Genomic DNA, 23,638 nt, shown 5'->3' with positions numbered 1-23,638 from the left:
TCCGATTGCTTGTTATTGGGCTGGGCTGGATGGGGAAGCCACGACGTCGGCGCGCACGGCATGCACGTCGAGGCTGATCTGGTATTCGCTGTATTGGCGCGGCGGCACGTTGATGACCGTGCGCCATTGCGCACGGTCCAACTCGCGGTAGCCCACCAGCAAGCCGATCTGGCGCGTGGACGGGTCGAGATCGCGCTGCAGGCTCAGTTGTTGGCCGGGCTGCACCATCACTTCGTCCTGGTCCAGCAGGTCGAGGCCGAGGGTGGATTGCGCACGGTCAGCCAGGGCGAAGTAATCGGAGCGTGAAAAGGTCGCGGCGTTTTTCAATTCGAAAATGCGCACCCGCACCGGCGCGGCCTGGCCGTTGGCACCGGGGTTAAGCCCGGCAATCGCGTGAAAATGCAGCTCAACGGCGGCCGTGTCAGCTTCGGCCTCGGCAGCCGCCTGGGGTTTGGCAGTGTCGTTGGCACACGCCGTCAGCAGCAGCGCGGTGGCGGCTGCGAGTAAAAACCTGGGAATCATCCTGCGTCCTCAATGACGTATTTAGCTATCCGTTTTATCCATTGGTGCGAGGCGTTTTCAGCGTCGCTGTCGTGCACTGTGTTCTTCGTAGGCCCGGCTGAATTCACGACCGAACAAGTCCTGGAAATCGTCCTGGGCCTCGCGGGAAATGTTGCTGTAGAGCTCGGTGAACTGCTGCCAGTACTGGGCCTGGCGCGAACCATTGAAGAGACTGGAGAGGCCGCCAGGCTTGCCCATGCGCTCCTCCAGCTGCGCCGGTTCAAAGCGCGTGAGCAAGTGCTTGATCGCCGCTTCCACGCCAGCCATCACGGCCAACTGGTGGGCGCGCAGGTCGTCGAAACTGTCACGTACGGCAAGGTCCGGCGCCATGAACGCCTGGTTGCCATGACGCAGCAACAGCAGTAACGCTTCATCGGCATTCGGGGCGAATTTCAATGGGTTGTTTTCGGCGGGGCGGATCATTGTCTGCTGCATGCGGAACTCGCCCTTGAGGCTGGCACGGGCGCGCAATACGTCGATCAGGCCCTCGACCATCAGCCGGTAGCTGCGGCCGATGCTTTCCATCTGCGCGCAGGCGTCGGCTTTGTCCAGGCGCAACTGGTCCAGGCCCGCACCGCGCAGGAAGGCTTGCAGGAGGTCCGGTGGTGGCTCGGCATTGGCCACGGGGAGCGCAACAGGCTCGACCACGGGCGGCGGCGGGAGGATCGGTGCTGGGGCGGGCGCAGCATTGACGACGGGTGCGGGCGCGTCGCTGAACAGGTCCCAGTCTTCGGGAATCACCGAGCCTTGCACCAATGGCTTTTCGGGCGCCGGTACGGCCACTGGAGCCGGGGGGCGAAAATCGTGTTGCTCGGACGGCACATGGTCCGCCACGGTGGGCGGCGGCACGGCGGTGGGGCTGAGGAAGTCGAACAGGTCTGGCAAGGTTTCCATAGCCGAGGCGCCCTGGAACTGCGGCGCGATCATCGGTGTGGGCGCAGGTTGGCTCGCCACGGCGCCCATCAGCGCTTCAAAGCTGTTGGGTGAGTCACCGGCAAATGGCTGGCTGTCGATGGCCTGCACGTTGAAGTCGATACGCGCCTGGATTTCGTAATCGCCGATGCGGATCAACTCACCATCTTGCAACGGCTCGCTGTTACCCCGACGCATACGAATACCCGCCTTGACCAACTCCACACCATTGGTGCTGTTATCGGTCAAGTAATAACGGCCATCTTTGTATTGAATAACGCAATGTTGCGAAGAGACGAGACGCTCAGGGTCGGGCAATACCCAGTCATTGTCAGAACTGCGGCCAATAGCCATCACGCCCTGATCCATGGACTTTTCGGGGCATTGCCCAGGGGTGATCTTGTGATAACTAGTGATAGTCAAACACAGCGACATCTTGCCTCCTTGCTGATACATCGCGCGCAGTCTACCCAGGAGGCAGCACCGCCCTGGAGAGTCCCGTCCTGTCGTACAAACGACCGCCAAAATCTGCTTTTACCAGCATGATCGCTGATCTTAACTGGCTTCCATGACAAAAATCCGCTCTGGGCGCGCCTTTCGACTCGCCAGTCGCGCAGGTTGTTAAACACCGCACATCTGTCACAGAGGGCGAATAGCTTACCTTGACAAGCCATAAGTACTACACCAAAAATGCACAACTTCTTGAACATCAGTGATGGCGCAGTAGTGGCACGCTGAGTATATGACCAAGAAAACATGCAAAGTTCATTACGCAACTAATGCATGAATTGCCCGCCATCCAGCGGGCCGATAAGGAGATCGAATTCAGTGGATGTGCCGTTGCTGCTCACCGCCGTTTCCGCGACGTCGCCTTGTGGCGAGGACATGGAATATGACGCGCAATTTCTGCAATTGGAACGTGATGCCAAGGGCCAACCCGAACGCAGCATGGGCGACTCGATCCTGCCCGCTGAGCCGCCCGAGTGGCGCAGCATCCAGCAGCAAAGCCTCGACCTGTTGCAGCGCAGCAAAGACCTGCGCATCACCCACTTTCTGCTGCAAAGCACCCTCGCCCTCCAGGGTGTGGCCGGGCTGGCCGAAGTCCTCACGCTGATCAACGCCTTGCTGCGCCAATACTGGGCCGATCTGCACCCGCGCCTGGATGCCGACGATGACAACGACCCCACCGTGCGCATCAACGCCCTTACCGGCCTGACCTGCGAAACCAATATTCGGCTGCTGCGCGAAAGCATCCTGACACGCTCGCGCACCTTCGGGCCCGTGAGCCTGCGCGCCGCGCTCAACGCCAGCGGCCTGCAGAGTTTTGCCGATGAGCAGTTGGGCAACCAGCAACTCAACGCCGCGTTCCTGGACAGCGACCCCGAACAACTGCAAGCCACCCGCGACGCCTTGAGCGCGGCGCGCACGGCGTGCGAGGCCATTGAGCAACAGGTCAATGACCAAGTCGGTTCCGCCCAGGGCGTGGACCTCAGCGCCTTGAAGCAGCCGCTCAAACAGGCCCTGCAACTTCTCAATCAAGCGGTGCCAGGCACCGACAGCAGCAGCGATCCCGAGGCCGTCAGTGAAGACAATGCCCCCTCGGTCGACGCCGCCGCGCCCGCAGCCCCTCGCCCGACGGGCGACATCGCCACCCGCGACGATGTGCTGCGCAGCCTCGACAAAATCCTTGCGTACTACACCCGCCACGAGCCTTCGAGCCCGCTGCCGGTGCTGTTGAACCGAGCCAAGAATCTGGTACATGCCGACTTTGCGGCCATCGTTCGCAATCTGATTCCCGATGGCATGTCCCAATTTGAAAACCTGCGCGGCCCCGACAGCGAGTAAGCCGCCGGACCGTGCAGTAACAACACCGTCGCTCAAGCGACCAGGAGCAGCAACGTGGCGAAGCAAAGTTCTCAGAAATTCATCGCGCGCAACCGTGCGCCTCGAGTGCAGATCGAGTACGACGTCGAGCTTTACGGCGCCGAGAAAAAGGTCCAGCTGCCCTTCGTGATGGGCGTGATGGCCGACCTCGCCGGCAAGCCTGCCGAGCCGCTGGCACCCGTGGCCGACCGCAAGTTCCTTGAGGTGGACGTCGACAACTTCGACTCACGCCTCAAGGCCATGCAGCCACGCGTCGCGTTCCACGTACCCAATGAGCTGACAGGCGAAGGCAACCTGAGCCTGGACATCACCTTCGAAAGCATGGACGACTTCAGCCCGGCCGCCGTGGCCCGCAAGGTCGACTCGCTGAACCAACTGCTCGAAGCCCGCACCCAATTGGCCAACCTGCTGACCTACATGGACGGCAAGACTGGCGCTGAAGAAATCATCATGAAGGCGATCAAGGACCCGGCATTGCTTCAGGCACTTGCCAGCGCGCCCAAGCCTGCAGGGGAGCAGTAATCATGACGGACAATACCGCCCGCGAAGGCAGCCAGATCCTGGGTACCACCGAAGAAGCCAGCGAGTTCGCGAACCTGCTGCTGCAAGAATTCAAGCCCAAGACCGAGCGTGCCCGCGAAGCCGTTGAAACCGCGGTGCGCACCCTGGCTGAACAGGCCCTGGCGCAAACCGACCTGGTGTCCAACGACGCGATCAAGTCGATCGAATCGATCATCGCCGCCATCGACGCCAAGCTCACCGCCCAGGTCAACCAGATCATCCACCACCAGGATTTCCAACAACTGGAAAGCGCCTGGCGTGGCCTGCATTATCTGGTCAATAACACCGAGAGCGATGAGCAACTGAAGATTCGCGTGCTCAACATCTCCAAGCCAGACCTGCACAAGACACTGAAGAAATTCAAGGGCACCGCGTGGGACCAGAGCCCGATCTTCAAGAAGATGTACGAAGAAGAATACGGCCAGTTCGGTGGCGAACCTTACGGCTGCCTGGTGGGTGACTACTACTTCGACCAGTCGCCGCCCGACGTGGAACTGCTGGGCGAGCTGTCGAAAGTCTGCGCCGCCATGCACTCGCCTTTCATCGCTGCGGCCTCGCCGACCGTGATGGGCATGGGCTCGTGGCAGGAACTGTCGAACCCACGCGACCTGACCAAGATCTTCACCACCCCGGAATACGCCGGCTGGCGCTCGCTGCGTGAATCGGAAGACTCGCGTTACATCGGCCTGACCATGCCGCGCTTCCTGGCACGCCTGCCGTACGGCGCCAAGACCGACCCGGTGGAAGCCTTCGCTTTCGAAGAAAACACCGACGGCGCCGACAGCTCCAAGTACACCTGGGCCAACGCCGCCTACGCCATGGCAGTGAACATCAACCGTTCGTTCAAGCACTACGGCTGGTGCTCGCGCATCCGCGGCATCGAGTCTGGTGGTGAAGTGGAAAACCTGCCGGCCCACACGTTCCCTACCGATGACGGTGGCGTGGACATGAAGTGCCCGACCGAAATCGCCATCAGTGACCGCCGTGAAGCGGAACTGGCGAAGAACGGTTTCATGCCGCTGCTGCACAAGAAAAACACCGACTTCGCCGCGTTCATTGGCGCCCAGTCGCTGCAGAAACCTGCCGAATACGACGACCCGGACGCCACCGCCAACGCCAACCTGGCCGCACGCCTGCCGTACCTGTTCGCCACCTGCCGTTTCGCCCACTACTTGAAGTGCATCGTGCGCGACAAGGTCGGCTCCTTCAAAGAGAAGGACGAAATGCAGCGCTGGTTGCAGGACTGGATCCTCAACTACGTCGACGGCGACCCGGCGCACTCCACCGAAACCACCAAGGCCCAGCACCCGTTGGCGGCGGCCGAAGTGATCGTGGAAGAAGTCGAAGGCAACCCGGGGTATTACAACTCCAAGTTCTACCTGCGCCCGCACTATCAGCTTGAAGGGCTGACGGTGTCGTTGCGCCTGGTATCGAAACTGCCTTCGGCAAAAAGCGCATAAGTAACGATTGAGCTAGCTCGTTCCCACGCTCCGCGTGGGAATGCCGCCCGGGACGCTCTGCGTCCCGGTGACGCGTAGCGTCACAGGATGCGTTACCACGCAGAGCGTGGGAACGATCACCCAATCAAGTGGCATGGGCCACACAGGGAGAAAACATGGCTGTTGATATTTTCATCAAGATCGGCGACATCAAGGGCGAGTCCATGGACAAGGCCCACAAGGACGAAATCGATGTGTTGAACTGGAGCTGGGGCATGTCCCAGTCCGGCAACATGCACGTCGGCGGCGGCGGCGGCGCGGGCAAGGTGAATATCCAGGACCTGTCGTTGACCAAGTACGTCGACAAGGCTTCGCCCAACCTGATGATGCACTGCGCCAGCGGCAAGCACATCGACAAGGTCAAGCTGACCGTGCGCAAGGCCGGTGGCGAGAGCCAGGTCGAGTACATGGTGATCAACCTGGAAGAAGTGCTGGTCACCTCCTTGAGCACCGGCGGTTCGGGCAGCGATGATCGCCTGACCGAAAACGTCACCCTGAACTTTGCCCAAGTGATGGTCGACTACCAGCCGCAGAAAGCCGACGGCACCAAAGACGGCGGCGCCATCAAGTTTGGCTGGAACATCCGTTCCAACACCAAACGCTGATAGCCCTTGTGGCCGTGGCCCGGTGCCACGGCCATTGTGTCCCTCTCGCAACCCGTCCGTGGAGCTGCTTTGGTGGTAACTGAAATCGCTTCCCGCGACCGTCTGCAACCGTCCCTGCTGGACCGGTTGACCGACGAAGACCCGACCAACCCCAAGGAAAGCGCCGACAAACGCGTGCTGTCCCTGACCCAATTGAAGGCCTCGGTGCTGCGTGACCTGGCGTGGTTGCTTAACACCACCTCGTTACTCGATACCGATGCCACGCTGCACACCCCGGCCGGCACTTCGGTGGTCAATTACGGCCTGCCGGCACTGGCTGGCAACAGCGCTTCGAGCGTCGATATCAAAGCCCTGGAAGCCTTGATTTACCAGGCCATCGCCACTTTCGAGCCGCGTATTTTGCGCCACACATTGCGAGTCAAGGCGCGCATGGGCCATGGCGAGATGAATCACAACGCCCTGAGTTTCGAGATTGAAGGGGACCTGTGGGCACAGCCGGTGCCGTTGCGTTTGCTGTTGCAGACCGACGTGGACCTGGAGTCCGGCCATGTGCGCGTGCTGAATGCCGACCAGCGGAGACGCCCATGAACCCGCGCCTGCTGGAGCTGTACAACCAGGAACTGCACCACGTGCGCGAAAGCGCCGCCGAGTTCGCCAAGGAATACCCGAAGATCGCCAGTCGGCTGACCCTGTCCGGTATGGACTGCGCCGACCCGTACGTCGAACGTTTGCTTGAAGGCTTCGCCTATCTCACGGCCCGCGTGCAGCTCAAGCTCGACGCCGAGTACCCGACCTTCACCCACAACTTGCTGGAAATCGCCTACCCGCACTACCTGGCACCGACGCCGTCGATGACCGTAGTGCAATTGCAGACCGACCCCGATGAAGGCTCCCTGGCCGGCGGTTTCCCGTTACCCCGTGACACGGTGCTGCGTGCCGCCCTGGGTCGTGAAACCCAGACCTGCTGCGAGTACCGCACCGCGCACCCGGTGACGCTGTGGCCGTTGCAGGTCAGCAACGCCGAATATTTCGGCAATCCCGCCGCCGTGCTCGGGCGCCTGGCCGCCAGCGAACCGAAAGCCAAGGCCGGCCTGCGCCTGACCCTGCGCACCGGTGCCGAGCTGCCGTTCAACAGCCTCGACCTGGATACCTTGCCGCTGTACCTGAGCGGCGCTGATGAACAACCGTTTCGCCTCTACGAACAACTGCTGGGCAATGCCTGCGCGGTGTTTGCACGCCAGCCCGGTGGCGATTGGGTCGAGCGCCTGCCCCAGGGCGCGTTGCGCTCGCGGGGGTTCGATGATGCCGATGCGGCCATGCCGGTGGTGGCGCGGGCGTTCCAGGGCTATCGCCTGTTGCAGGAATACTTTGCCCTGCCCCATCGCTTCCTGTTCGTTGAGTTCGCCGAGTTGAGCCGTGCGGTCAAACGGTGTGACGGCCAGGAGCTGGAACTGATCGTGCTGTTCGACCGCCACGAACCGAGCCTGGAAGGCAGTGTCGGTGCGGCGCAGTTCTTGCCGTTCTGCACGCCCGCCATCAACCTGTTCCCCAAGCGCGTGGACCGCATCCACTTGTCCGACCGGGTCAATGAACACCATGTGATCGCCGACCGTACGCGGCCGATGGACTTCGAGATTCACTCCTTGAGCGGCATTACCGGCCATGGCACCGGACCGGAACAGCCGTTCTTGCCGTTCTATGCGGTGCGCGATCCGTCGCGCTATGGCCGCGACCAGGCGTATTACAGCGTGCGCCGCGAGCCGCGGGTGCTGTCCAGCGATCAGCGCCGTAATGGCCCGCGCTCCACTTATGTGGGCAGTGAAACCTTCGTCAGCCTGGTGGACAGCCGCCAGGCGCCGTATCGCCATGACCTGCGCCAGTTGGGCGTGACGGCACTGTGCACCAACCGGGACCTGCCGCTGTTCATGAGCGTGGGCAACGGCAAGACCGACTTCACCCTGGCCGACAGTGCGCCGGTACTGGCCGTGCGGTGCGTCGCCGGGCCAAGCCGCCCGCGTGCCAGCCACGCACATGACGCCAAGGCCTGGCGCCTGATCAGCCAGTTGTCGCTCAACTACCTCTCCTTGAGCGAAGAGGGCCAGGGCGCCGGCGCCTTGCGCGAACTGCTGCGCCTGTACGGCGACAGCAATGACGCCGCCCTGCAATTGCAGATCGAAGGCCTGCGCGAAGTCAGCAGCAAGGCGGTGACTCGACGCCTGCCGATGCCTGGCCCGATTGTGTTTGGCCGCGGCCTGGAAATCACCTTGGAGTTCGATGAAAACGCGTTTCGCGGCACCGGCGTGTTCCTGCTCGGTGCAGTGCTGGAGCGCTTCCTGGCACGCTACGTGTCGATCAACAGCTTTACCGAGACGGTAATCCGTACCACCGAACGCGGCGAGATCATGCGATGGAAAGCCAAGCCCGGACGGCGTCCGACCCTGTGAGAACCCTGGACGCGATGCACCAGGAGCCCTGGGAATATGACTTCTTCCAGGCATTGCGGCGCATCGAGTGCGAAACGCCCGAGCTGCCACGCCTGGGCCATTCCCTACGCCTGGCCGATGACCCGCTGCGCCTGGGGCAGCAGGCCGATTGCACCTTCGCACCCGCCACCCTCGCCTCGGTCGACCCCGGTGGCGACGGCAAGCCGGCGCGGTTGGAGCAGTTCTTTTTCGGCCTCGGCGGCCCCAACGGGCCGCTGCCGCTGCACATCACCGAGTACGTGCGCGAGCGCCAACGCAACAACGCCGACAGCACCAGCAAGCAGTTCCTGGATGTGTTCCACCATCGCTTGCTGACCCTGTTCTATCGGGCCTGGGCCGAGGCGCGGCCAACGGTCAGCCATGACCGCCCGGACGATGACTACTGGTCCGCCCGCCTCGCCGCCCTGAGTGGCCGCGGGATGCCGAGCCTGCTCAATCAAGGGCTGATCCCCGATACCGCGAAGCTGCATTACAGCGGCCATCTGTCGGCGCAAACCCGTTACCCGGATGGCTTGAAAGCGATCCTCAGCGAGTACTTCGGCCTGCCGGTAGAGATCGAGGAATACGTCGGCCAATGGCTGGAACTGCCCGAACGCAGCCGCGTGGGGGTCAGCGCCAACCAGTTGGGCGTGGACTTCTGCCTGGGTAGCCACGTGTGGGACCGCCAGCACAAATTCCGCATCCGCCTGGGCCCGCTCACGCTGGATGACTACATGGGCATGCTGCCCGGCCAACAGCCGTTCAACGAGCTGGTGGCGTGGGTGGCCGAGTACCTGGGCCATGAAATGGACTGGGACTTGAACCTGGTTTTGCAACAACCCGAAGTTCCGGCGCTGCAACTCAACGGCCAGTTCCGCCTGGGCTTCAACACCTGGCTCGGCCAACCTGCGCATGACGCCAACGACCTAATCCTGGCCCGGCATTACGCCGACCACGCCACCACCTCAAGGAATCCAGAGCATGGGTGAAATCAGTCGCGCCGCACTGTTCGGCAAACTCAACAGCGTGGCCTACAAAGCCATCGAAGCCGCCACCGTGTTCTGCAAGTTGCGGGGCAATCCGTATGTGGAACTGGCCCACTGGTTTCACCAGTTGCTGCAACTGCAGGACTCGGACCTGCACCGCATCATCCGCCAGTTCAACGTGGAGCCGGCGCGCCTGGCCCGTGACCTCACCGAAGCCCTGGATCGCCTGCCGCGTGGCTCGACGTCGATCACCGACCTGTCGTCCCATGTGGAAGAAGCCGTGGAACGCGGCTGGGTGTATGGCAGCCTGATGTTCGGTGAAAGCCAGGTTCGCACCGGTTATCTGGTGCTGGGCATCTTGAAGACACCGAGCCTGCGCCATGCGCTGCTGGGTTTGTCCGGCGAGTTCGACAAGATCAAGGCCGAGGCCCTGAGCGAGCGCTTTGATGAATACGTCGGTGACTCGCCAGAAAATGCCTTGAGCGCCAGCGATGGCTTCAATGCCGGCGTCCCTGGCGAGGCCAGCGGTGCCATGGCGCCCAGCGCGATGGGCAAGCAGGAAGCGCTCAAGCGCTTCACTGTGGACCTGACCGAACAGGCCCGCAGCGGCAAGCTCGACCCAATCGTGGGCCGTGACGAGGAGATTCGCCAACTGGTGGATATCCTCATGCGTCGGCGCCAGAACAACCCGATCCTCACTGGTGAGGCCGGGGTGGGCAAGACCGCCGTGGTCGAAGGTTTCGCCCTGCGTATCGTCGCCGGTGACGTACCGCCTGCGCTCAAGGACGTGGAACTGCGCAGCCTCGACGTGGGCCTGTTGCAAGCCGGCGCCAGCATGAAAGGCGAGTTCGAACAGCGCCTGCGCCAGGTCATCGAAGACGTGCAGGCTTCACCCAAGCCGATCATCCTGTTTATCGACGAAGCCCATACCCTGGTAGGTGCCGGTGGCGCCGCCGGCACCGGTGACGCGGCCAACCTGCTCAAGCCTGCCCTGGCCCGTGGCACCTTGCGTACCGTGGCTGCCACCACGTGGGCCGAGTACAAAAAGCACATAGAGAAAGACCCGGCCCTGACCCGCCGTTTCCAGGTGGTACAGGTTGCCGAGCCGTCGGAAGACAAGGCCCTGCTGATGATGCGCGGCGTGGCTTCCACAATGGAAAAACACCACCAGGTGCAGATCCTCGACGAAGCTCTGGAAGCCTCGGTGAAGCTCTCCCACCGCTACATTCCGGCGCGCCAGTTGCCGGACAAGTCCGTGAGCCTGCTGGACACCGCCTGCGCCCGCGTCGCCATCAGCCTGCACGCGGTCCCCGCGGAAGTGGACGACAGCCGTCGCCGTATCGAAGCCCTGGAAACCGAGCTGCAAATCATCGCCCGTGAGCATGCGATCGGCATTGCCATTGGAGCGCGTCAAACCCATAGCGAAGCGCTGCTGACCGCCGAACGTGAGCGTCTGACCACGCTGGAAAGCCGTTGGGCCGAAGAGAAAACCCTGGTGGATGAGCTGCTCGCCACCCGCGCAACCCTGCGCGAGAAGGCCGGGGTTGTGGACAGCGGCAACGATGAACTGCGTGCAAAACTGGTCGATCTGCAACAGCGCCTCACCGCCCTGCAAGGCGAGACCCCGTTGATCCTGCCGACCGTGGATTACCAGGCCGTGGCCTCGGTGGTCGCCGACTGGACCGGCATCCCGGTGGGCCGCATGGCCCGCAACGAACTGGAAACCGTGCTCAACCTCGACCAGCACCTGAAGAAACGCATCATCGGCCAGGACCATGCCCTGCAAATGATCGCCAAGCGCATCCAGACCTCCCGCGCCGGTCTCGACAACCCGAGCAAGCCGATTGGCGTGTTCATGCTGGCCGGTACCTCGGGTGTGGGCAAGACCGAAACTGCCCTGGCCCTGGCCGAAGCCATGTACGGCGGCGAGCAGAACGTCATCACCATCAACATGAGCGAGTTCCAGGAAGCCCACACCGTGTCCACACTCAAGGGCGCGCCACCGGGCTATATCGGCTACGGCGAAGGCGGTGTGCTGACCGAAGCGGTACGGCGCAAACCCTACAGCGTGGTGCTGCTCGATGAGGTGGAGAAAGCTCACCCGGACGTGCACGAGATTTTCTTCCAGGTGTTCGACAAGGGCGTGATGGAAGACGGCGAAGGCCGGGTGATCGACTTCAAGAACACCCTGATCCTGCTGACCACCAATGCCGGTACCGAACTGATTTCCCACGTCTGCAAGGACCCGGCGAACACCCCCGAGCCCGAGGAAATCGCCAAGGCCCTGCGCCAGCCGTTGCTGGAGATTTTCCCACCGGCCTTGCTCGGTCGCCTGGTGACCATCCCGTACTACCCGCTGAGCGACGAGATGCTCAAGGCGATCACACGCCTGCAACTGAACCGCATCAAGAAGCGTGTGGAGAACACCCATAAAGTCGCGTTCGAGTATGACGACGCAGTGGTCGACCTGATCGTCTCGCGCTGCACCGAAACCGAAAGTGGCGGGCGCATGATCGATACCATCCTCACCAACAGCCTGCTGCCGGACATGAGCCGCGAATTCCTCACGCGCATGTTGGAAGGCAAGGCACTGGCGGGGGTGCGGATCAGCAGTCGGGATAATGAATTGCACTACGACTTCAGCGACACCGAATAACTATTGTTGGAATACGGTCAGTGTGGGAGCTGGCTTGCCTGCGATAGCGGTCTGACATTNCAGCATTGATGTTGACTGATCCACCGCTATCGCAGGCAAGCCAGCTCCCACAGTTGATCCGGTTCCGTCAGTGATGACGGTATTTACGGGACTACCGATGCTATTCAACCAAGCCTCACGCCTGGCCAAGATCAACAGCCCCCTCGGGCCGGATGTGCTGCTGCTCAACGAAATGGGCGGCGGTGAAGAGCTGGGCCGGCTGTTCAACTATGAGCTGCAACTGACGTCCCTGGACGCCAACATCGACCTCAACCAATTGCTGGGTAAACCGATGAGCGTCGGCCTGCAACTGGCGGACGGCGGCGAGCGGCATTTCCACGGGATCGTTGCGCGGTGCAGCCAGAACATCGACAAAGGCCAGTTCGCCAGTTACCAAGTCACCCTGCGCCCTTGGCTGTGGTTGCTCAGCCGGACCTCCGACTGCCGTATCTTCCAGAACCTGAGCATCCCGCAGATCATCAAGCAGGTGTTCCGTGACCTGGGTTTTTCCGACTTCGAAGACGCGCTCAGCCGGCCGTATCGCGAGTGGGAGTACTGCGTGCAGTACCGCGAGACCAGCTTCGATTTCGTCAGCCGGCTGATGGAACAGGAAGGCATCTACTACTTCTTCCGCCATGAACAGGACCGCCATGTGCTGGTGCTGGCCGACGCCTATGGCGCCCACACCAGCGTGCCCGGCTACGCGTCGATCCCCTACTACCCCAAGGACGAGCAGCAGCGCGAACGCGACCATATGCACAATTGGCACTTGGCGCAGGAGGTGCAGCCGGGCTCGCTGGAGCTCAACGACTACGACTTCCAGCGCCCCAGCGCGAGCATCGACGTGCGCTCGGCCATGCCGCGCCCGCACACCGCCGGCGACTACCCACTGTACGACTACCCCGGCACCTACGTGCAAAGCGCCGACGGCGAACACTATGCGCGCACCCGCATTGAGGCCCTGCAAACCCTGCATGAACAGATCGAGTTCAGCGGCAATGCGCGCGGCCTGGGCTCGGGCCATCTGTTCAGCCTCACCGGCTTCAGCCGCCAGGACCAGAACCGCGAGTACCTGATCGTCGGTTGCCGTTACTTCGTCGTGCAAGAAAGCCTGGAAAGCGGTGGCGGTTCAGGCTCCGCGCAGTTCGAAAGCAGCCTGACCTGCATCGACGCCCAACAGAGTTTCCGCCCGCTGGCCAACACCCACCGTCCTATCGTCAAAGGCCCGCAGACCGCGCTGGTGGTAGGCCCCAAGGGCGAGGAAATCTGGACCGACCAGTACGGCCGCGTGAAGGTGCATTTCTACTGGGACCGCCACGACCAATCCAACGAGAACAGCTCGTGCTGGATTCGTGTGTCGCAATCCTGGGCCGGCAAGAACTGGGGCTCGATGCAGATTCCACGCATCGGCCAAGAGGTGATCGTCAGCTTCCTCGAAGGCGACCCCGACCGACCGATCATCACCGGGCGGGTTTACAACGCTGAGCAGACGGTGCCCTACGACTTGCCGGAAAACGCCACCCAGAGCGGCATGAAAAGCCGCTCCAGCAAAGGCGGCACGCCGGCCAACTTCAATGAAATCCGCATGGAGGACAAGAAGGGGTTGGAGCAGTTGTATATCCATGCCGAGCGTAACCAGGACATCGTGGTGGAGGTGGATGAAAGCCACTCGGTGGGGCATGACCGGAATAAGAGCATTGGGCATAACGAGACGGTGACCATCGGCAGCAATCGCCTGCGGGTTGTGCGCAACAACGACACGGTGATCGTGGGCGGTGCCAAGTCCGACAGCGCCGCCACGCACTACACCATCGAGGCCGGCGAGAGTCTTCGCCTGGTGTGCGGCGACAGCGTGATCGAGCTCAAGGCAGGCGGGGACATCAACCTGACCTGCGGCTCGTTCAACCTGTTTTCCAGCGGCAGCAGCAAGATCCAGACAAAGGGCAAATTGGACATCAACCTGGGCAGTGACAAGGGCACATCGCCCGGTGCCCAAGGCGTGCAAAGCACGATCAAGTCCGCCGTCGAGTCAAAATTCCCCGGTAAGCCCGGTGCTGGTCAATAACGAGATTTCGCCACCATGAACTACCTGATCAACGAAGCCCAATTCACCCTGCCCGATGCCGAGGTACAGGACACCTCGATCAATATCCTCAAGTTCGCCAAGCTGAGCACTACCCTGGTGGTGAGCCGCAGCCCCTTGGCCGATGGCGAGAGCCTGCAAAGCAATTTCGAAGGCCAGTTGAAAAAACTCGAACAGCAGGTCCAGGACCTTCGCTATTCCCCGGCGCAAGCGGTCAAGGTCGGTCCAGCGCAGGACATCGACGCGTTTGAAGTGCAGAACCACTTCAGCAAAGGCAGCGACAAAATTTACCAATATCAGCTGGCCATGCAGATACCGGGCACACGTCGCTTGATCGCCCTCAGTTACGTAAAGGCCCAGCCCCTGGGCCCGGCCGAGGCGGCGCACTGGGCAACGCTGAAAAGCACACTCAACTTCCTTGCCACGCCTTGAGTCGAGCCTGAGCAATGAGTGAGGACCTTTGGGCCGCCCGCGAAGGCGACGCACTGCTGCACACCTCGGTGATGGCCGACATTCTCGGCGGTGTGCTGGAAGTGGCCGCCTATGCGGCGATCACTACCGTGGGCTGCCTGGCCGTTGCCGGGGCAGTGTTCCTCGCGACCGGTGCGACCATCGCCACCGGCGGTGTGGCCCTGGTGTTGGTGGTGGGCGCGGTCGTCGGCATCACCGCTGGGCTCACGGGGGCTGACTTGAAAATATCCAGTTGGTGCGAGTCCGCCGCCAACTGGGTGTTCCCGCCAGTAATCGATGCGTTCATCACCAGCGGCTCGCACAATGTGTTTATCAATGGCAAAAAGGCCGCCCGCGCAGCCGGTAAGATGACCGCTGTACCGGTCGCGCCCAGCGAGCCGCCGGCACCAAGCTTCCTGGATATGGCCGGGGAGTTTTTCTCGCAGATGTGGCGCCCGACCGTCGCCTCGCCTACCCCCGGCACCGAGCCTTGCCCGCTGGATACCGTGGCGTGCAACAAGCACCCGCCCATGCCCCTGCAATTCATTGCCGAGGGTTCCAGCTCAGTGTTCATCAATGGGCAGCCTGCGGCACGCAGCGGGGATCGCAGTACCTGTGACGCCAAGATTGGCACGGCCAAGGGCTTGATTTCGCCGGACGTGCGCATTGGTGGCGAGACCATTGTGGTACAGGAGATTCGTAGCGGGAAAACGCCGGGGGTGGGGCTTGCCATTGCCGTGGTGATGGCGTTACGGGGCAATGTGAAGTGTTTCTGGACCAAGCTGCCGTGTCTGGTCGGTGGTTTGCTGGTGGGGGGCGCCGTCTCTTACGCAACCAGCAAGGTCACCTCCGCGCTCAAGAGCGCCATGAATGGCTCGCCCAATCCAGTGCACAGCGCGACGGGCGCCAAGATCCTGGGCGGGGATGAGGAACTGGACTTCACATTGCAGGGATTGCTCCCGATAGATTGGCAGCGCTTTTACAGCAGCCTCGACACACGCCGGGACGGCCTATTTGGCGCTGGCTGGAGCGTCGCGTATGAGGTGTCGATCGAGATAGAAGCGGACGAAAACCTAATCTACATCGACGAGCAAGGACGCCGCCTGGAGATCGGTTACATCCCGTTGTCCGGCGGAGCGTTCGATCCGGGCCAAGGCCTTGCAGTCAGGCGCAGTGGCGACGGCGCGGTATTGATCGAGAGCATCGACGGCCTGTATCGCCTGTTCGAGCCCGACCCGCTGAATAACTCGCGGATGCGCTTGCATCTGCTGGGTGATCGCAATGAGGGGCGGATTTTCCTCGACTACGACAGTCAGGGCCGACTGTATCGCCTGCGCGACACCCACGACTTGATGCATGTAGAACTGAACTACTCGGCTGAACACCCTAGGCGTGTGAGCTACATCGAGCGGCGCTACCTGCGCCAGGACCATTTCGATGCGCGCAGCGATGTACTCGTCAGTTATCGCTACGACAGCGTGGGCGATCTGGCTGAAGTGCTGGACGAGCAAGGTACAACCCTTCGACGCTTTGCCTACGACAATGACCGGCGAATGGTCGAACACCAATTGCCGAGTGGCCTGCGCTGCTTCTACCAGTGGGCTGAAGTACCTGGGCCAGGCGGCCCGGAATGGCGCGTCAGCCGCCACTGGACAGATGCGCGTGATGAATACAGCTTCCATTACGACCTGGACGCCGGCATTACCCGCGTGACCGACGGCCTGATGCGGGTCAGCACCCGGCATTGGAACCCGCAGTTCCAGATCACTCGCTACGTCGATAACCTGGGTCATGCGTGGCAGTTTGAGTGGAACGATGATCGCCAGTTGCTCGGTGCGATTGATCCGCAAAAAGGCCAGTGGCGTTTCAACTATGACGCGTCCGGCAACCTGAGCGCCGTCATCGATCCGCTGTCCAGAACCAGTAGCACGCAATGGCTGGCGCACTGGGCATTGCCCCAAGTGGAAACCGATCCGGCAGGCAACAGTTGGCATTATCGGTACGACCAGCGTGGCAATTGCGTCGAGGAAATCGACCCACTGGGAAACCGTACGCGCTATGTGTATGACGGGTTCGGGCAGCCGGTGCAAATCATCGACGCCACTGAAAAAACCAAGACACTGCATTGGGACGAATGGAACCAGTTGGTCGAGGCGGTAGATTGCTCGGGTTACCCCACCCGTTATCAATACGATGCGTTCGGCAATCTGGTGGTGCAGACCAATGCGGAAGGCGAGTCGGTGCGCTACCGGTACGGACCTCGAGGGCTATTGCTGGAATGCCAGCTTCCGGATGGTCGCGTGGAACAGTTCCAGCGCAGCGCCACTGGTTATCTGCTTGCTCACATCGATCCCGGCGGCGCCGTCACACGCTATGCCTATAATAGTCGCGGCTTGGTCAACCAACGGTGGGATGCGCATAACCGCAGCGTGATGTTCGACCATGACGACTATGGGCGACTGCGCAAACTGACCAATGAGAACGGAGAGAGCTATCACTTTGAATGGGACGCAGCGGACCGCATGGTACAGCAGCAGGATCTTGACCAGAGCCGGCGCCGCTACACCTATGATCCGCTGGCTGATGTCGTCGCCGTGGATTACCTGCCGGGGACGGAAGGCGAACCCGTAGCCCCATTGTCGCACCAGTTTCAGCGAGATCCGGTTGGACGCCTGGTCAGCAAAATAACTGCGGACGGTACTACCAGCTACGTCCACGACCTGAGCGACCAACTGATCGGTGTCACTTTCACAGCGCCTGATGGGAGTGAGCAATCACTCGGTTTCAGCTATGACGCCATGGGGCAGCTCCTAGAGGAACAAAGCTCGGCCGGTTCTGTGCAGCATCGTTACGACGAACTGGGAAACCTGATTCAAACCGGCTTGCCCGATGGTCGGTGGCTCAATCGCTTGTACTACGGCAGTGGCCACCTGCATCAGTTGAATCTCGATGGTAAGGTCATTAGCGACTTCGAGCGGGATCGTTTGCACCGCGAAGTGCAACGCACTCAGGGCCAACTCAAAACGAGTACCGCCTATGATCGAAGTGGACGGGTTCGCTCGCGACAGCGTCGTATTATTGACCAACCGTGGCAATTGCCACCGTTGGTTGAGACTGAATACTGCTACGACCCAAGCGATAACCTGATCGGGCGTCGTCGTACTGACCGTCAAGAGCTTCTGGGCTACGACAGTACGGGACGTATCCTCGTCAACCACCAAGCAGGACGCAGCGAAACCTACGCCTATGATGCTGCCGCCAATTTGCTCGACGGCCCGGCCCAAGGCGGCCTGGTAAGGCATAACCGCCTGCTCACCTATCAAGACAAACGTTACAAGTACGACACCCTTGGACGGATGATCGAGAAAAGCAGCACGTCGCGCGGGTTGCAACGGTTTACTTACAATGCCGAGCATCGCCTGATCAAAGTGCATAGCCAGAAAGGCGCGCTGAACACGATTGTGAGGATGGTGTACGACCCTCTGGGGCGGCGTGTTGGCAAAACGGAACACGATGCCAATGGGCTCTGCCTGGGAGAAACACGCTTCGACTGGGATGGCTTGCGTCTTTTACAGGAACATCGGCATAGCCAGACCAGCCTCTATCTATATGACAATTACAGCTATGACCCGCTAGCTCGAGTGGACGGTACGGGGAAACACCAGTGCGTACGGTATTACCACAATGACCTGAACGGACTGCCAGAGTACCTCACTGAGACTGATGGGCTCATAGTTTGGCAAGCGCGCTACGAAGCATGGGGCGCGCCCCTTGAAGAAGTGCGAGAAGCGTACTTCATCGAGGAGCAAAACCTGCGATTCCAGGGTCAGTATCTTGATCGAGAAACCGGGTTGCATTTCAATACCTTGCGGTATTACGACCCCGACGTTGGCCGTTTTACGACACCTGACCCTATAGGTCTGGCAGGTGGTTTGAATCTTTACGCTTATGCCTCGAACCCACTGACTTGGATCGATCCTCTTGGACTGAACCCAGCGCTCCTGGAGGCGCTTGGCTCGGATGCAAAATCAGTCGGTGTTTATCGATTTACTGACAAAAATGGCAAACTCTACGTAGGTTCCACTACTGATCAAACCTTCGGCTCAAGACTGAGTCAGCATGTCGCTTCTGGAAAACTGCCGGCTGACAAAATCAGCTCGGTACAGTTACACAGTATGAACGGGGCCACCGCCCAGGAAATCTACAAGGTCGAAGCCAGTGAAATTGTGCGAAATGGCGGCAGGAGCGTAGACGGCGGAAAAACCTCCAACCTTCGAGCGCCTGCCGGTACACGTGAGCTATTCAAAAACCCCAACTGGGTCGCAACAGAAAAATCTAAACCATCACGTTTCGGAAAATGTGGCTAAGGAGTCAAAAATGGGCGCCTGGAATTACAACCCTTGGGAAAACGATGAAGCCGCGGACTGGTTTCAGGAGTTCTGGAAGCAACAAAATTTTGCGGTCTTGATCAACGAAATCAGCCAGTTTGATCCCGCTGAAGAACGTTATGACGCCTTTAGGGCTGCCTGTTATCTATTACAAACCCTAGGCAACCCCTATATATGGCCAGCTGAATATCTGGCACAACTCAAACCCCTGATCGAGCAGGCTATTTCAATACTGACCCAACTGATTGATCCGCCCAATGACGAATGGGGGTTTCTTGATATGTGGGGCGACAGTGCCGATGTTATCAACGCAGTGGAGGAACAAATCGACGCTCTGAAAATGCGATTAGGCGAGCTGGCTTAATCTGGCATACGCATCAGCACCCAACAAAAAATGGGCACCCGACCCAGTCGGCGTGCCCATCTTCTTTACCGCCCCGCCTCCCTTCGAGACGGTACCGCTTAACTTACGGGTTGACGCTGTCTTTGAGCGACTTGCCCGGCTTGAACGCTACGGTGTTGCTCGCCTTGATTTTCACTGGCTCACCGGTTTGCGGGTTTTTGCCGGTGCGGGCGCCGCGGTGGCGTTGCAGGAAAGTGCCGAAGCCGACCAGGGTGACGCTGTCCTTGCGGTGCAGGGCGCCGGTGATTTCTTCGAGGACGGCGTTGAGGACGCGGTTGGCCTGTTCTTTGGTGAGATCGGCTTTTTCAGCGATAGCGGCTGCGAGATCTGGTTTACGCATATGTGAAGCCTCTTTGACGGTTTTTTGTTGTTATGTCCGTGCTGCTCTCTGGTGGAGCAGCGCCAAGGCGCCGCAGGCTCTACTCTGCGGCAGACGGGAGTGAGGATGGCATGCCCTCGGGCGCCGCGCCAGTCTCGCGGCGGCCTTTCTCGGGGTATGAACGTGATGTTTGCGACAGAACGGGTGGTATTTACGCCAGTAACGGCGGAAGTTCTTTGTTCAGCGCCAGTTTTTCCATGACAGCGCTGCCAGTCAGTGCGTAACCCAGCAGGCGGCCGCTGGCATCGCGGCACAGGGCCTTGATGTCGGCACCCTGCCCTTCGACACTCCAGACGCCTTCAGTGCCTCGTGGCGCAGGTGATACCACCAGCGGGCACACCGGGGTTTTCACGGTGATGGGCATCGGTCCATAGCGCACCGCCGTGGCATTGCCGGCCAGGGTTTGCGCCAGGGCACGGGCGCAGCTCATCAGCGGCATCACGTACAACAGGTTCAGGCCATCCACCTCGGCGCAGTCGCCCAGGGCATAGATATTGGCGTGGGAGGTCTTGAGGTGGCGGTCCACCATGATCCCGCGGTTGATTTGCAGGCCGGCCGCTGCGGCCAGGTCTACACGCGGGCGCAGGCCAATGGCAGACACCACCAGGTCACAGTGGATCACTTCACCGTCCGACAGGTGCGCTTCAAGGCCATCAGCCGTGCGTTGCAGGCGATTGAGCACCGGGCCCAGGTGGAAACGCGCGCCGATGCCTTCCAGCCCGGCTTGCACCGCTGCGGCTGCCGCCGGGTGCAGCAGGGTCGGCATGACTTGCTCACACGGCGCGACCAGGTCGATTTCATAGCCGCCCAGGATCAGATCATTGGCAAACTCACAGCCGATCAGGCCAGCGCCAAGCAGCAGCACGCGCCGTTTGCCGGCAGCAGCGGCACGAAAGCGCGCGTAGTCTTCCAGGTCGTTGATCGGGAAAATCAGCTCAGCCGCATCGCCTTCGACCGGTACGCGCACGGTTTCTGCGCCCCAGGCCAGGACCAGGTCGCGGTAGCTCACCGCTTCCTCGCCGATCCACAGGCGCTTGTGGCCTGGGTCGATGCCGCTGATGCGCGTATGGGTGCGCACCTGGGCCTTGAGTTGCTCGGCCATGGCGCCAGGTTCGGCCATGCTCAGGCCATCGGCTTCCTTGTTCTTGCCAAAGCCGGTGGAGAGCATGGGCTTGGAGTAGGAGCGTCCGTCATCGGCAGTGATCAGCAGCAACGGGGTCTCGCTGTCGAGCTTGCGAAACTCCCGGGCGACGTTGTAACCGGCCAATCCTGTGCCGATGATCACGACAGGTGCGTTCATTCCTTTCTCCTTGTAGTACGTTTCTTAAATTCGGGATTACGCGATTTCGATCATTTCGAAGTCCGACTTACCCACGCCGCAGTCCGGGCACAGCCAGTCTTCCGGGACGTCCTGCCACAGAGTGCCTGGTGCAATACCGTCATCCGGCCAGCCGTCCGCTTCGTTATAGATAAGGCCACAGACGATACATTGCCACTTCTTCATTACATGCTTCCTCAGGTTCAGGCGTGTTGGCCGGCGGTCGATGGATCCAGCGTTGCCGCGCGGCTCAGGGCGTTTTGTACTGATCGGGGCCGGCAGATGCAAGCACGTTCGACGCAAACGACGGGTTTGGCACGGCAAAAGCCCAGGGTGCCATGGTAAGCTCGCCGCCTCTTTTGCTGCCAATACTGACTCACCGTGCCGCACTCAATCGCCCTTCCCGATGCTTGCCAATGGCTGACCCAGAGCCTTCTGAGCCCCTTGCCCACGCCCTTGACCCTCAACTGGCTGTTTGACGAAGGCTCGCTGACGCGACGGCTGACGTGGCTGTCCAACGAGGGTTTCAGCGTGACGCCGCTGTTCGAAGGCTGGCAACCGTTGCGCGACGACGAATGCGCCGCCCTGGACCTGCCGCCGGCCAGTATCGGTTGGGTACGCGAGGTGTATTTGCGCGGGCACGGCCAGCCTTGGGTATTCGCCCGCAGCGTGGCGGCCCGCAGTGCCTTGCAGGGCGATGGGCTGCACATGGACGAGCTGGGCAGCCGCTCGCTGGGCGAGTTGCTGTTCTGCGACCGCGCCTTTACCCGCCAGGCCATCGAAGTGTGTCACTACCCTCGTGCCTGGCTGCCGACAGCGGACCAGGCCGATAATCTGTGGGCGCGCCGCTCGCGCTTCGACCGCGGGGCGCTGAGCGTGCTGGTGGCGGAAGTCTTCCTGCCCAGTTTCTGGCACGCGCTGCATGATCATCCGGAGAACTGCTGATGTACCAACGTCTGCTCAAGTCCTTGAACCGCCTGAACCCCAGGGCCTGGGATTTCATTCAGTTGACGCGCATGGACAAGCCCATCGGCATCTACCTGCTGCTGTGGCCGACACTGTGGGCCCTGTGGATCGCCGGCAAGGGTTCGCCGTCGCTGATCAATATCGTGATTTTCGTGCTGGGCGTGGTACTCACCCGGGCCGGCGGCTGCGTGATCAATGACTGGGCCGACCGCAAGGTCGATGGCCATGTGAAACGCACCGAGCAACGCCCGCTGGTGAGCGGCAAGATCAGTTCGAAAGAAGCGCTGGTGTTTTTTGCCGTGCTGATGGGCATCAGTTTCCTGCTGGTACTGCTGACCAATGCCAGCACCATCCTGCTGTCCCTGGGCGGCCTCGCACTGGCGGCAAGCTACCCGTTCATGAAGCGCTACACCTATTACCCCCAAGTGGTGCTGGGCGCAGCGTTTTCCTGGGGCATGCCGATGGCGTTTACCGCCGAGACCGGCCATTTGCCTGCCACCGCGTGGCTGCTGTACATCGCCAACCTGTTGTGGACGGTGGGCTACGACACCTATTACGCCATGACCGACCGCGATGACGATTTGAAGATCGGGGTGAAATCCACCGCCATTCTGTTCGGTGACGCTGACCGCGTGATCATCCTCACCCTGCAAGGCCTGGCGCTGGCGTGCCTGTTGCTGGCCGGCGCACGGTTCGAGCTGGGCGGGTGGTTCCACCTCGGGTTGCTGGCGGCAGCGGGCTGTTTTGTCTGGGAGTTCTGGTACACACGGGACAGGGACCGCATGAAGTGCTTCAAGGCGTTCTTGCATAATCACTGGGCGGGGTTGGCGATTTTTGTCGGGATCGTGGTGGATTACGCGGTTCGCTGAGGATTCTGTGGTGACTGTTGGGACGCCATCGCGGGCAAGCCCGCACACATTTGACTGTATTCGCAATCAAAAGTGGGAGCGGGCTTGCTCGCGAACGCCTCCAAGCCGCCGCTTAGTCAGGGCTTGATGATGTGCCAGACGCTACCTTTGCCATCACCGGTCTTGTCACCGGCTTTCTTGTCGTCCTTGTAGGTGTAGACAGGCTTGCCTTTGTAGGCCCACTGGCTGGTCTGGTCGTCGCGGGTGATCACCGTCCAATCGCCGGTCTTGGTGTCGGTGGACTCTGCCTTCAGCGGTGGCCAGTTGGTCGCGCACTGGTCCTTGCACACTGATTTGCCATCAGCGTCCTTGTCGAAGGTGTAGAGCGTCATGCCCTTGTGGTCCACCAACATCCCATCTTTAGTCATCGCCGGCTCTGCCGCAAACGCCAACCCTGGCAGCGTCAACACCGCAGATACCAGCAGGGTTTTCCAGGAAACAGTGCTGTAAGTCATCGGAACCTTCCTTTTGTGGTTGTCAGGATTCGGACCCAAAGGGTAGTTCAGAGTGCCGTTAATTGCCCAAGCGACTAAATTACTGTCACACGACTGCAATAATTCCGTTATCTAATGCGGCGC

At 61.0% G+C, this 23,638-nt stretch carries 20 protein-coding genes; 14 read left to right on the top strand and 6 right to left on the bottom strand.

Annotated elements, in window-relative coordinates; genetic code table 11:
• Window positions 1-12: 12 nt before the first annotated feature.
• Together tssJ and tagH are read right to left on the bottom strand one after the other, a co-directional pair.
• Window positions 13-522, bottom strand: coding sequence for a type VI secretion system lipoprotein TssJ (gene tssJ, locus ACTJLA_RS01175; RefSeq protein ID WP_019818127.1), 510 nt, complete (start codon window positions 520-522; stop codon window positions 13-15).
• Between the two features lie 57 nt (window positions 523-579).
• Window positions 580-1,908: a type VI secretion system-associated FHA domain protein TagH gene (gene tagH, locus ACTJLA_RS01170; RefSeq protein ID WP_054919755.1), complete on the bottom strand. Its 1,329-nt coding sequence runs from the start codon at window positions 1,906-1,908 to the stop codon at window positions 580-582.
• A gap of 393 nt (window positions 1,909-2,301) precedes the next feature.
• Here tagH and tssA point away from each other — a divergent pair, with 393 nt between their 5' ends.
• The 12 genes from tssA to ACTJLA_RS01110 all read left to right on the top strand — a co-directional run bounded on the left by tssA (window position 2,302) and on the right by ACTJLA_RS01110 (window position 19,450).
• Window positions 2,302-3,318 (top strand): type VI secretion system protein TssA, encoded by a 1,017-nt coding sequence (tssA, locus tag ACTJLA_RS01165; protein ID WP_034129111.1) that lies wholly within the window; start codon window positions 2,302-2,304, stop codon window positions 3,316-3,318.
• 54 nt (window positions 3,319-3,372) lie between these two features.
• On the top strand, window positions 3,373-3,879 hold the full coding sequence (gene tssB / locus ACTJLA_RS01160) for a type VI secretion system contractile sheath small subunit (RefSeq protein WP_003195557.1): 507 nt from the start codon (window positions 3,373-3,375) through the stop codon (window positions 3,877-3,879).
• Between the two features lie 2 nt (window positions 3,880-3,881).
• Window positions 3,882-5,378 (top strand): type VI secretion system contractile sheath large subunit, encoded by a 1,497-nt coding sequence (gene tssC, locus ACTJLA_RS01155; RefSeq protein WP_003195559.1) that lies wholly within the window; start codon window positions 3,882-3,884, stop codon window positions 5,376-5,378.
• Window positions 5,379-5,533: 155 nt separating this feature from the next.
• Entirely contained in the window at window positions 5,534-6,022 is a 489-nt protein-coding gene (locus tag ACTJLA_RS01150; protein WP_003195562.1) for an Hcp family type VI secretion system effector, read from the top strand.
• A gap of 72 nt (window positions 6,023-6,094) precedes the next feature.
• Entirely contained in the window at window positions 6,095-6,610 is a 516-nt protein-coding gene (gene tssE, locus ACTJLA_RS01145) for a type VI secretion system baseplate subunit TssE (RefSeq protein ID WP_034129256.1), read from the top strand.
• Window positions 6,607-8,466 (top strand): type VI secretion system baseplate subunit TssF, encoded by a 1,860-nt coding sequence (gene tssF, locus ACTJLA_RS01140; RefSeq protein ID WP_054919759.1) that lies wholly within the window; start codon window positions 6,607-6,609, stop codon window positions 8,464-8,466. Before tssE ends, tssF begins: the two co-directional genes overlap by 4 nt.
• Window positions 8,430-9,473: a type VI secretion system baseplate subunit TssG gene (gene tssG, locus ACTJLA_RS01135; RefSeq protein ID WP_054919762.1), complete on the top strand. Its 1,044-nt coding sequence runs from the start codon at window positions 8,430-8,432 to the stop codon at window positions 9,471-9,473. Before tssF ends, tssG begins: the two co-directional genes overlap by 37 nt.
• Window positions 9,466-12,126, top strand: a complete 2,661-nt coding sequence (tssH, locus tag ACTJLA_RS01130; protein ID WP_072445651.1) for a type VI secretion system ATPase TssH — start codon at window positions 9,466-9,468, stop codon at window positions 12,124-12,126. The genes tssG and tssH overlap by 8 nt, the downstream gene beginning before the upstream one ends.
• A 157-nt stretch (window positions 12,127-12,283) precedes the next feature.
• Window positions 12,284-14,230 carry a type VI secretion system Vgr family protein gene (locus tag ACTJLA_RS01125; protein WP_198715875.1) on the top strand — a complete coding sequence of 649 codons (1,947 nt, stop codon included), beginning with the start codon at window positions 12,284-12,286 and terminating at the stop codon, window positions 14,228-14,230.
• Between the two features lie 15 nt (window positions 14,231-14,245).
• Window positions 14,246-14,680, top strand: coding sequence for a DcrB-related protein (locus ACTJLA_RS01120; protein ID WP_440840619.1), 435 nt, complete (start codon window positions 14,246-14,248; stop codon window positions 14,678-14,680).
• A gap of 14 nt (window positions 14,681-14,694) precedes the next feature.
• A complete protein-coding gene (locus ACTJLA_RS01115; protein WP_236452634.1) occupies window positions 14,695-19,065 on the top strand; it encodes an RHS repeat-associated core domain-containing protein in 4,371 nt (1,456 codons plus the stop codon).
• 10 nt (window positions 19,066-19,075) lie between these two features.
• Window positions 19,076-19,450: a DUF4259 domain-containing protein gene (locus ACTJLA_RS01110; RefSeq protein ID WP_044269929.1), complete on the top strand. Its 375-nt coding sequence runs from the start codon at window positions 19,076-19,078 to the stop codon at window positions 19,448-19,450.
• A gap of 103 nt (window positions 19,451-19,553) precedes the next feature.
• On the opposite strand, the gene ACTJLA_RS01105 is transcribed toward ACTJLA_RS01110, so the two are convergent.
• From ACTJLA_RS01105 to ACTJLA_RS01095, 3 genes are all read right to left on the bottom strand, one after another.
• Window positions 19,554-19,829, bottom strand: a complete 276-nt coding sequence (locus ACTJLA_RS01105; RefSeq protein ID WP_003195589.1) for an HU family DNA-binding protein — start codon at window positions 19,827-19,829, stop codon at window positions 19,554-19,556.
• Between the two features lie 190 nt (window positions 19,830-20,019).
• The gene (locus ACTJLA_RS01100) at window positions 20,020-21,168 is read right to left on the bottom strand and encodes an NAD(P)/FAD-dependent oxidoreductase (protein WP_440840618.1); all 1,149 of its coding nucleotides are present in this window, start codon (window positions 21,166-21,168) and stop codon (window positions 20,020-20,022) included.
• A gap of 36 nt (window positions 21,169-21,204) precedes the next feature.
• A complete protein-coding gene (locus ACTJLA_RS01095) occupies window positions 21,205-21,372 on the bottom strand; it encodes a rubredoxin (RefSeq protein WP_014720509.1) in 168 nt (55 codons plus the stop codon).
• Between the two features lie 195 nt (window positions 21,373-21,567).
• Between ACTJLA_RS01095 and ACTJLA_RS01090 the strand changes: the two genes are divergently transcribed.
• Window positions 21,568-22,131 (top strand): chorismate--pyruvate lyase family protein, encoded by a 564-nt coding sequence (locus ACTJLA_RS01090; RefSeq protein WP_003195610.1) that lies wholly within the window; start codon window positions 21,568-21,570, stop codon window positions 22,129-22,131.
• Entirely contained in the window at window positions 22,131-23,021 is an 891-nt protein-coding gene (gene ubiA, locus ACTJLA_RS01085; protein WP_014720511.1) for a 4-hydroxybenzoate octaprenyltransferase, read from the top strand. The genes ACTJLA_RS01090 and ubiA overlap by 1 nt, the downstream gene beginning before the upstream one ends.
• Before the next feature lie 116 nt (window positions 23,022-23,137).
• On the opposite strand, the gene ACTJLA_RS01080 is transcribed toward ubiA, so the two are convergent.
• Window positions 23,138-23,515: a COG4315 family predicted lipoprotein gene (locus tag ACTJLA_RS01080; RefSeq protein ID WP_054896059.1), complete on the bottom strand. Its 378-nt coding sequence runs from the start codon at window positions 23,513-23,515 to the stop codon at window positions 23,138-23,140.
• Between the last annotated feature and the right edge of the window lie 123 nt (window positions 23,516-23,638).

Source organism: Pseudomonas sp. 22072, from assembly GCF_052046095.1.
Classification (GTDB): Bacteria; Pseudomonadota; Gammaproteobacteria; order Pseudomonadales; family Pseudomonadaceae; genus Aquipseudomonas; species Aquipseudomonas paracarnis.
Note: the sequence above shows the minus strand (reverse complement) of the source record. Positions and strands in the feature narration are given on the sequence as shown.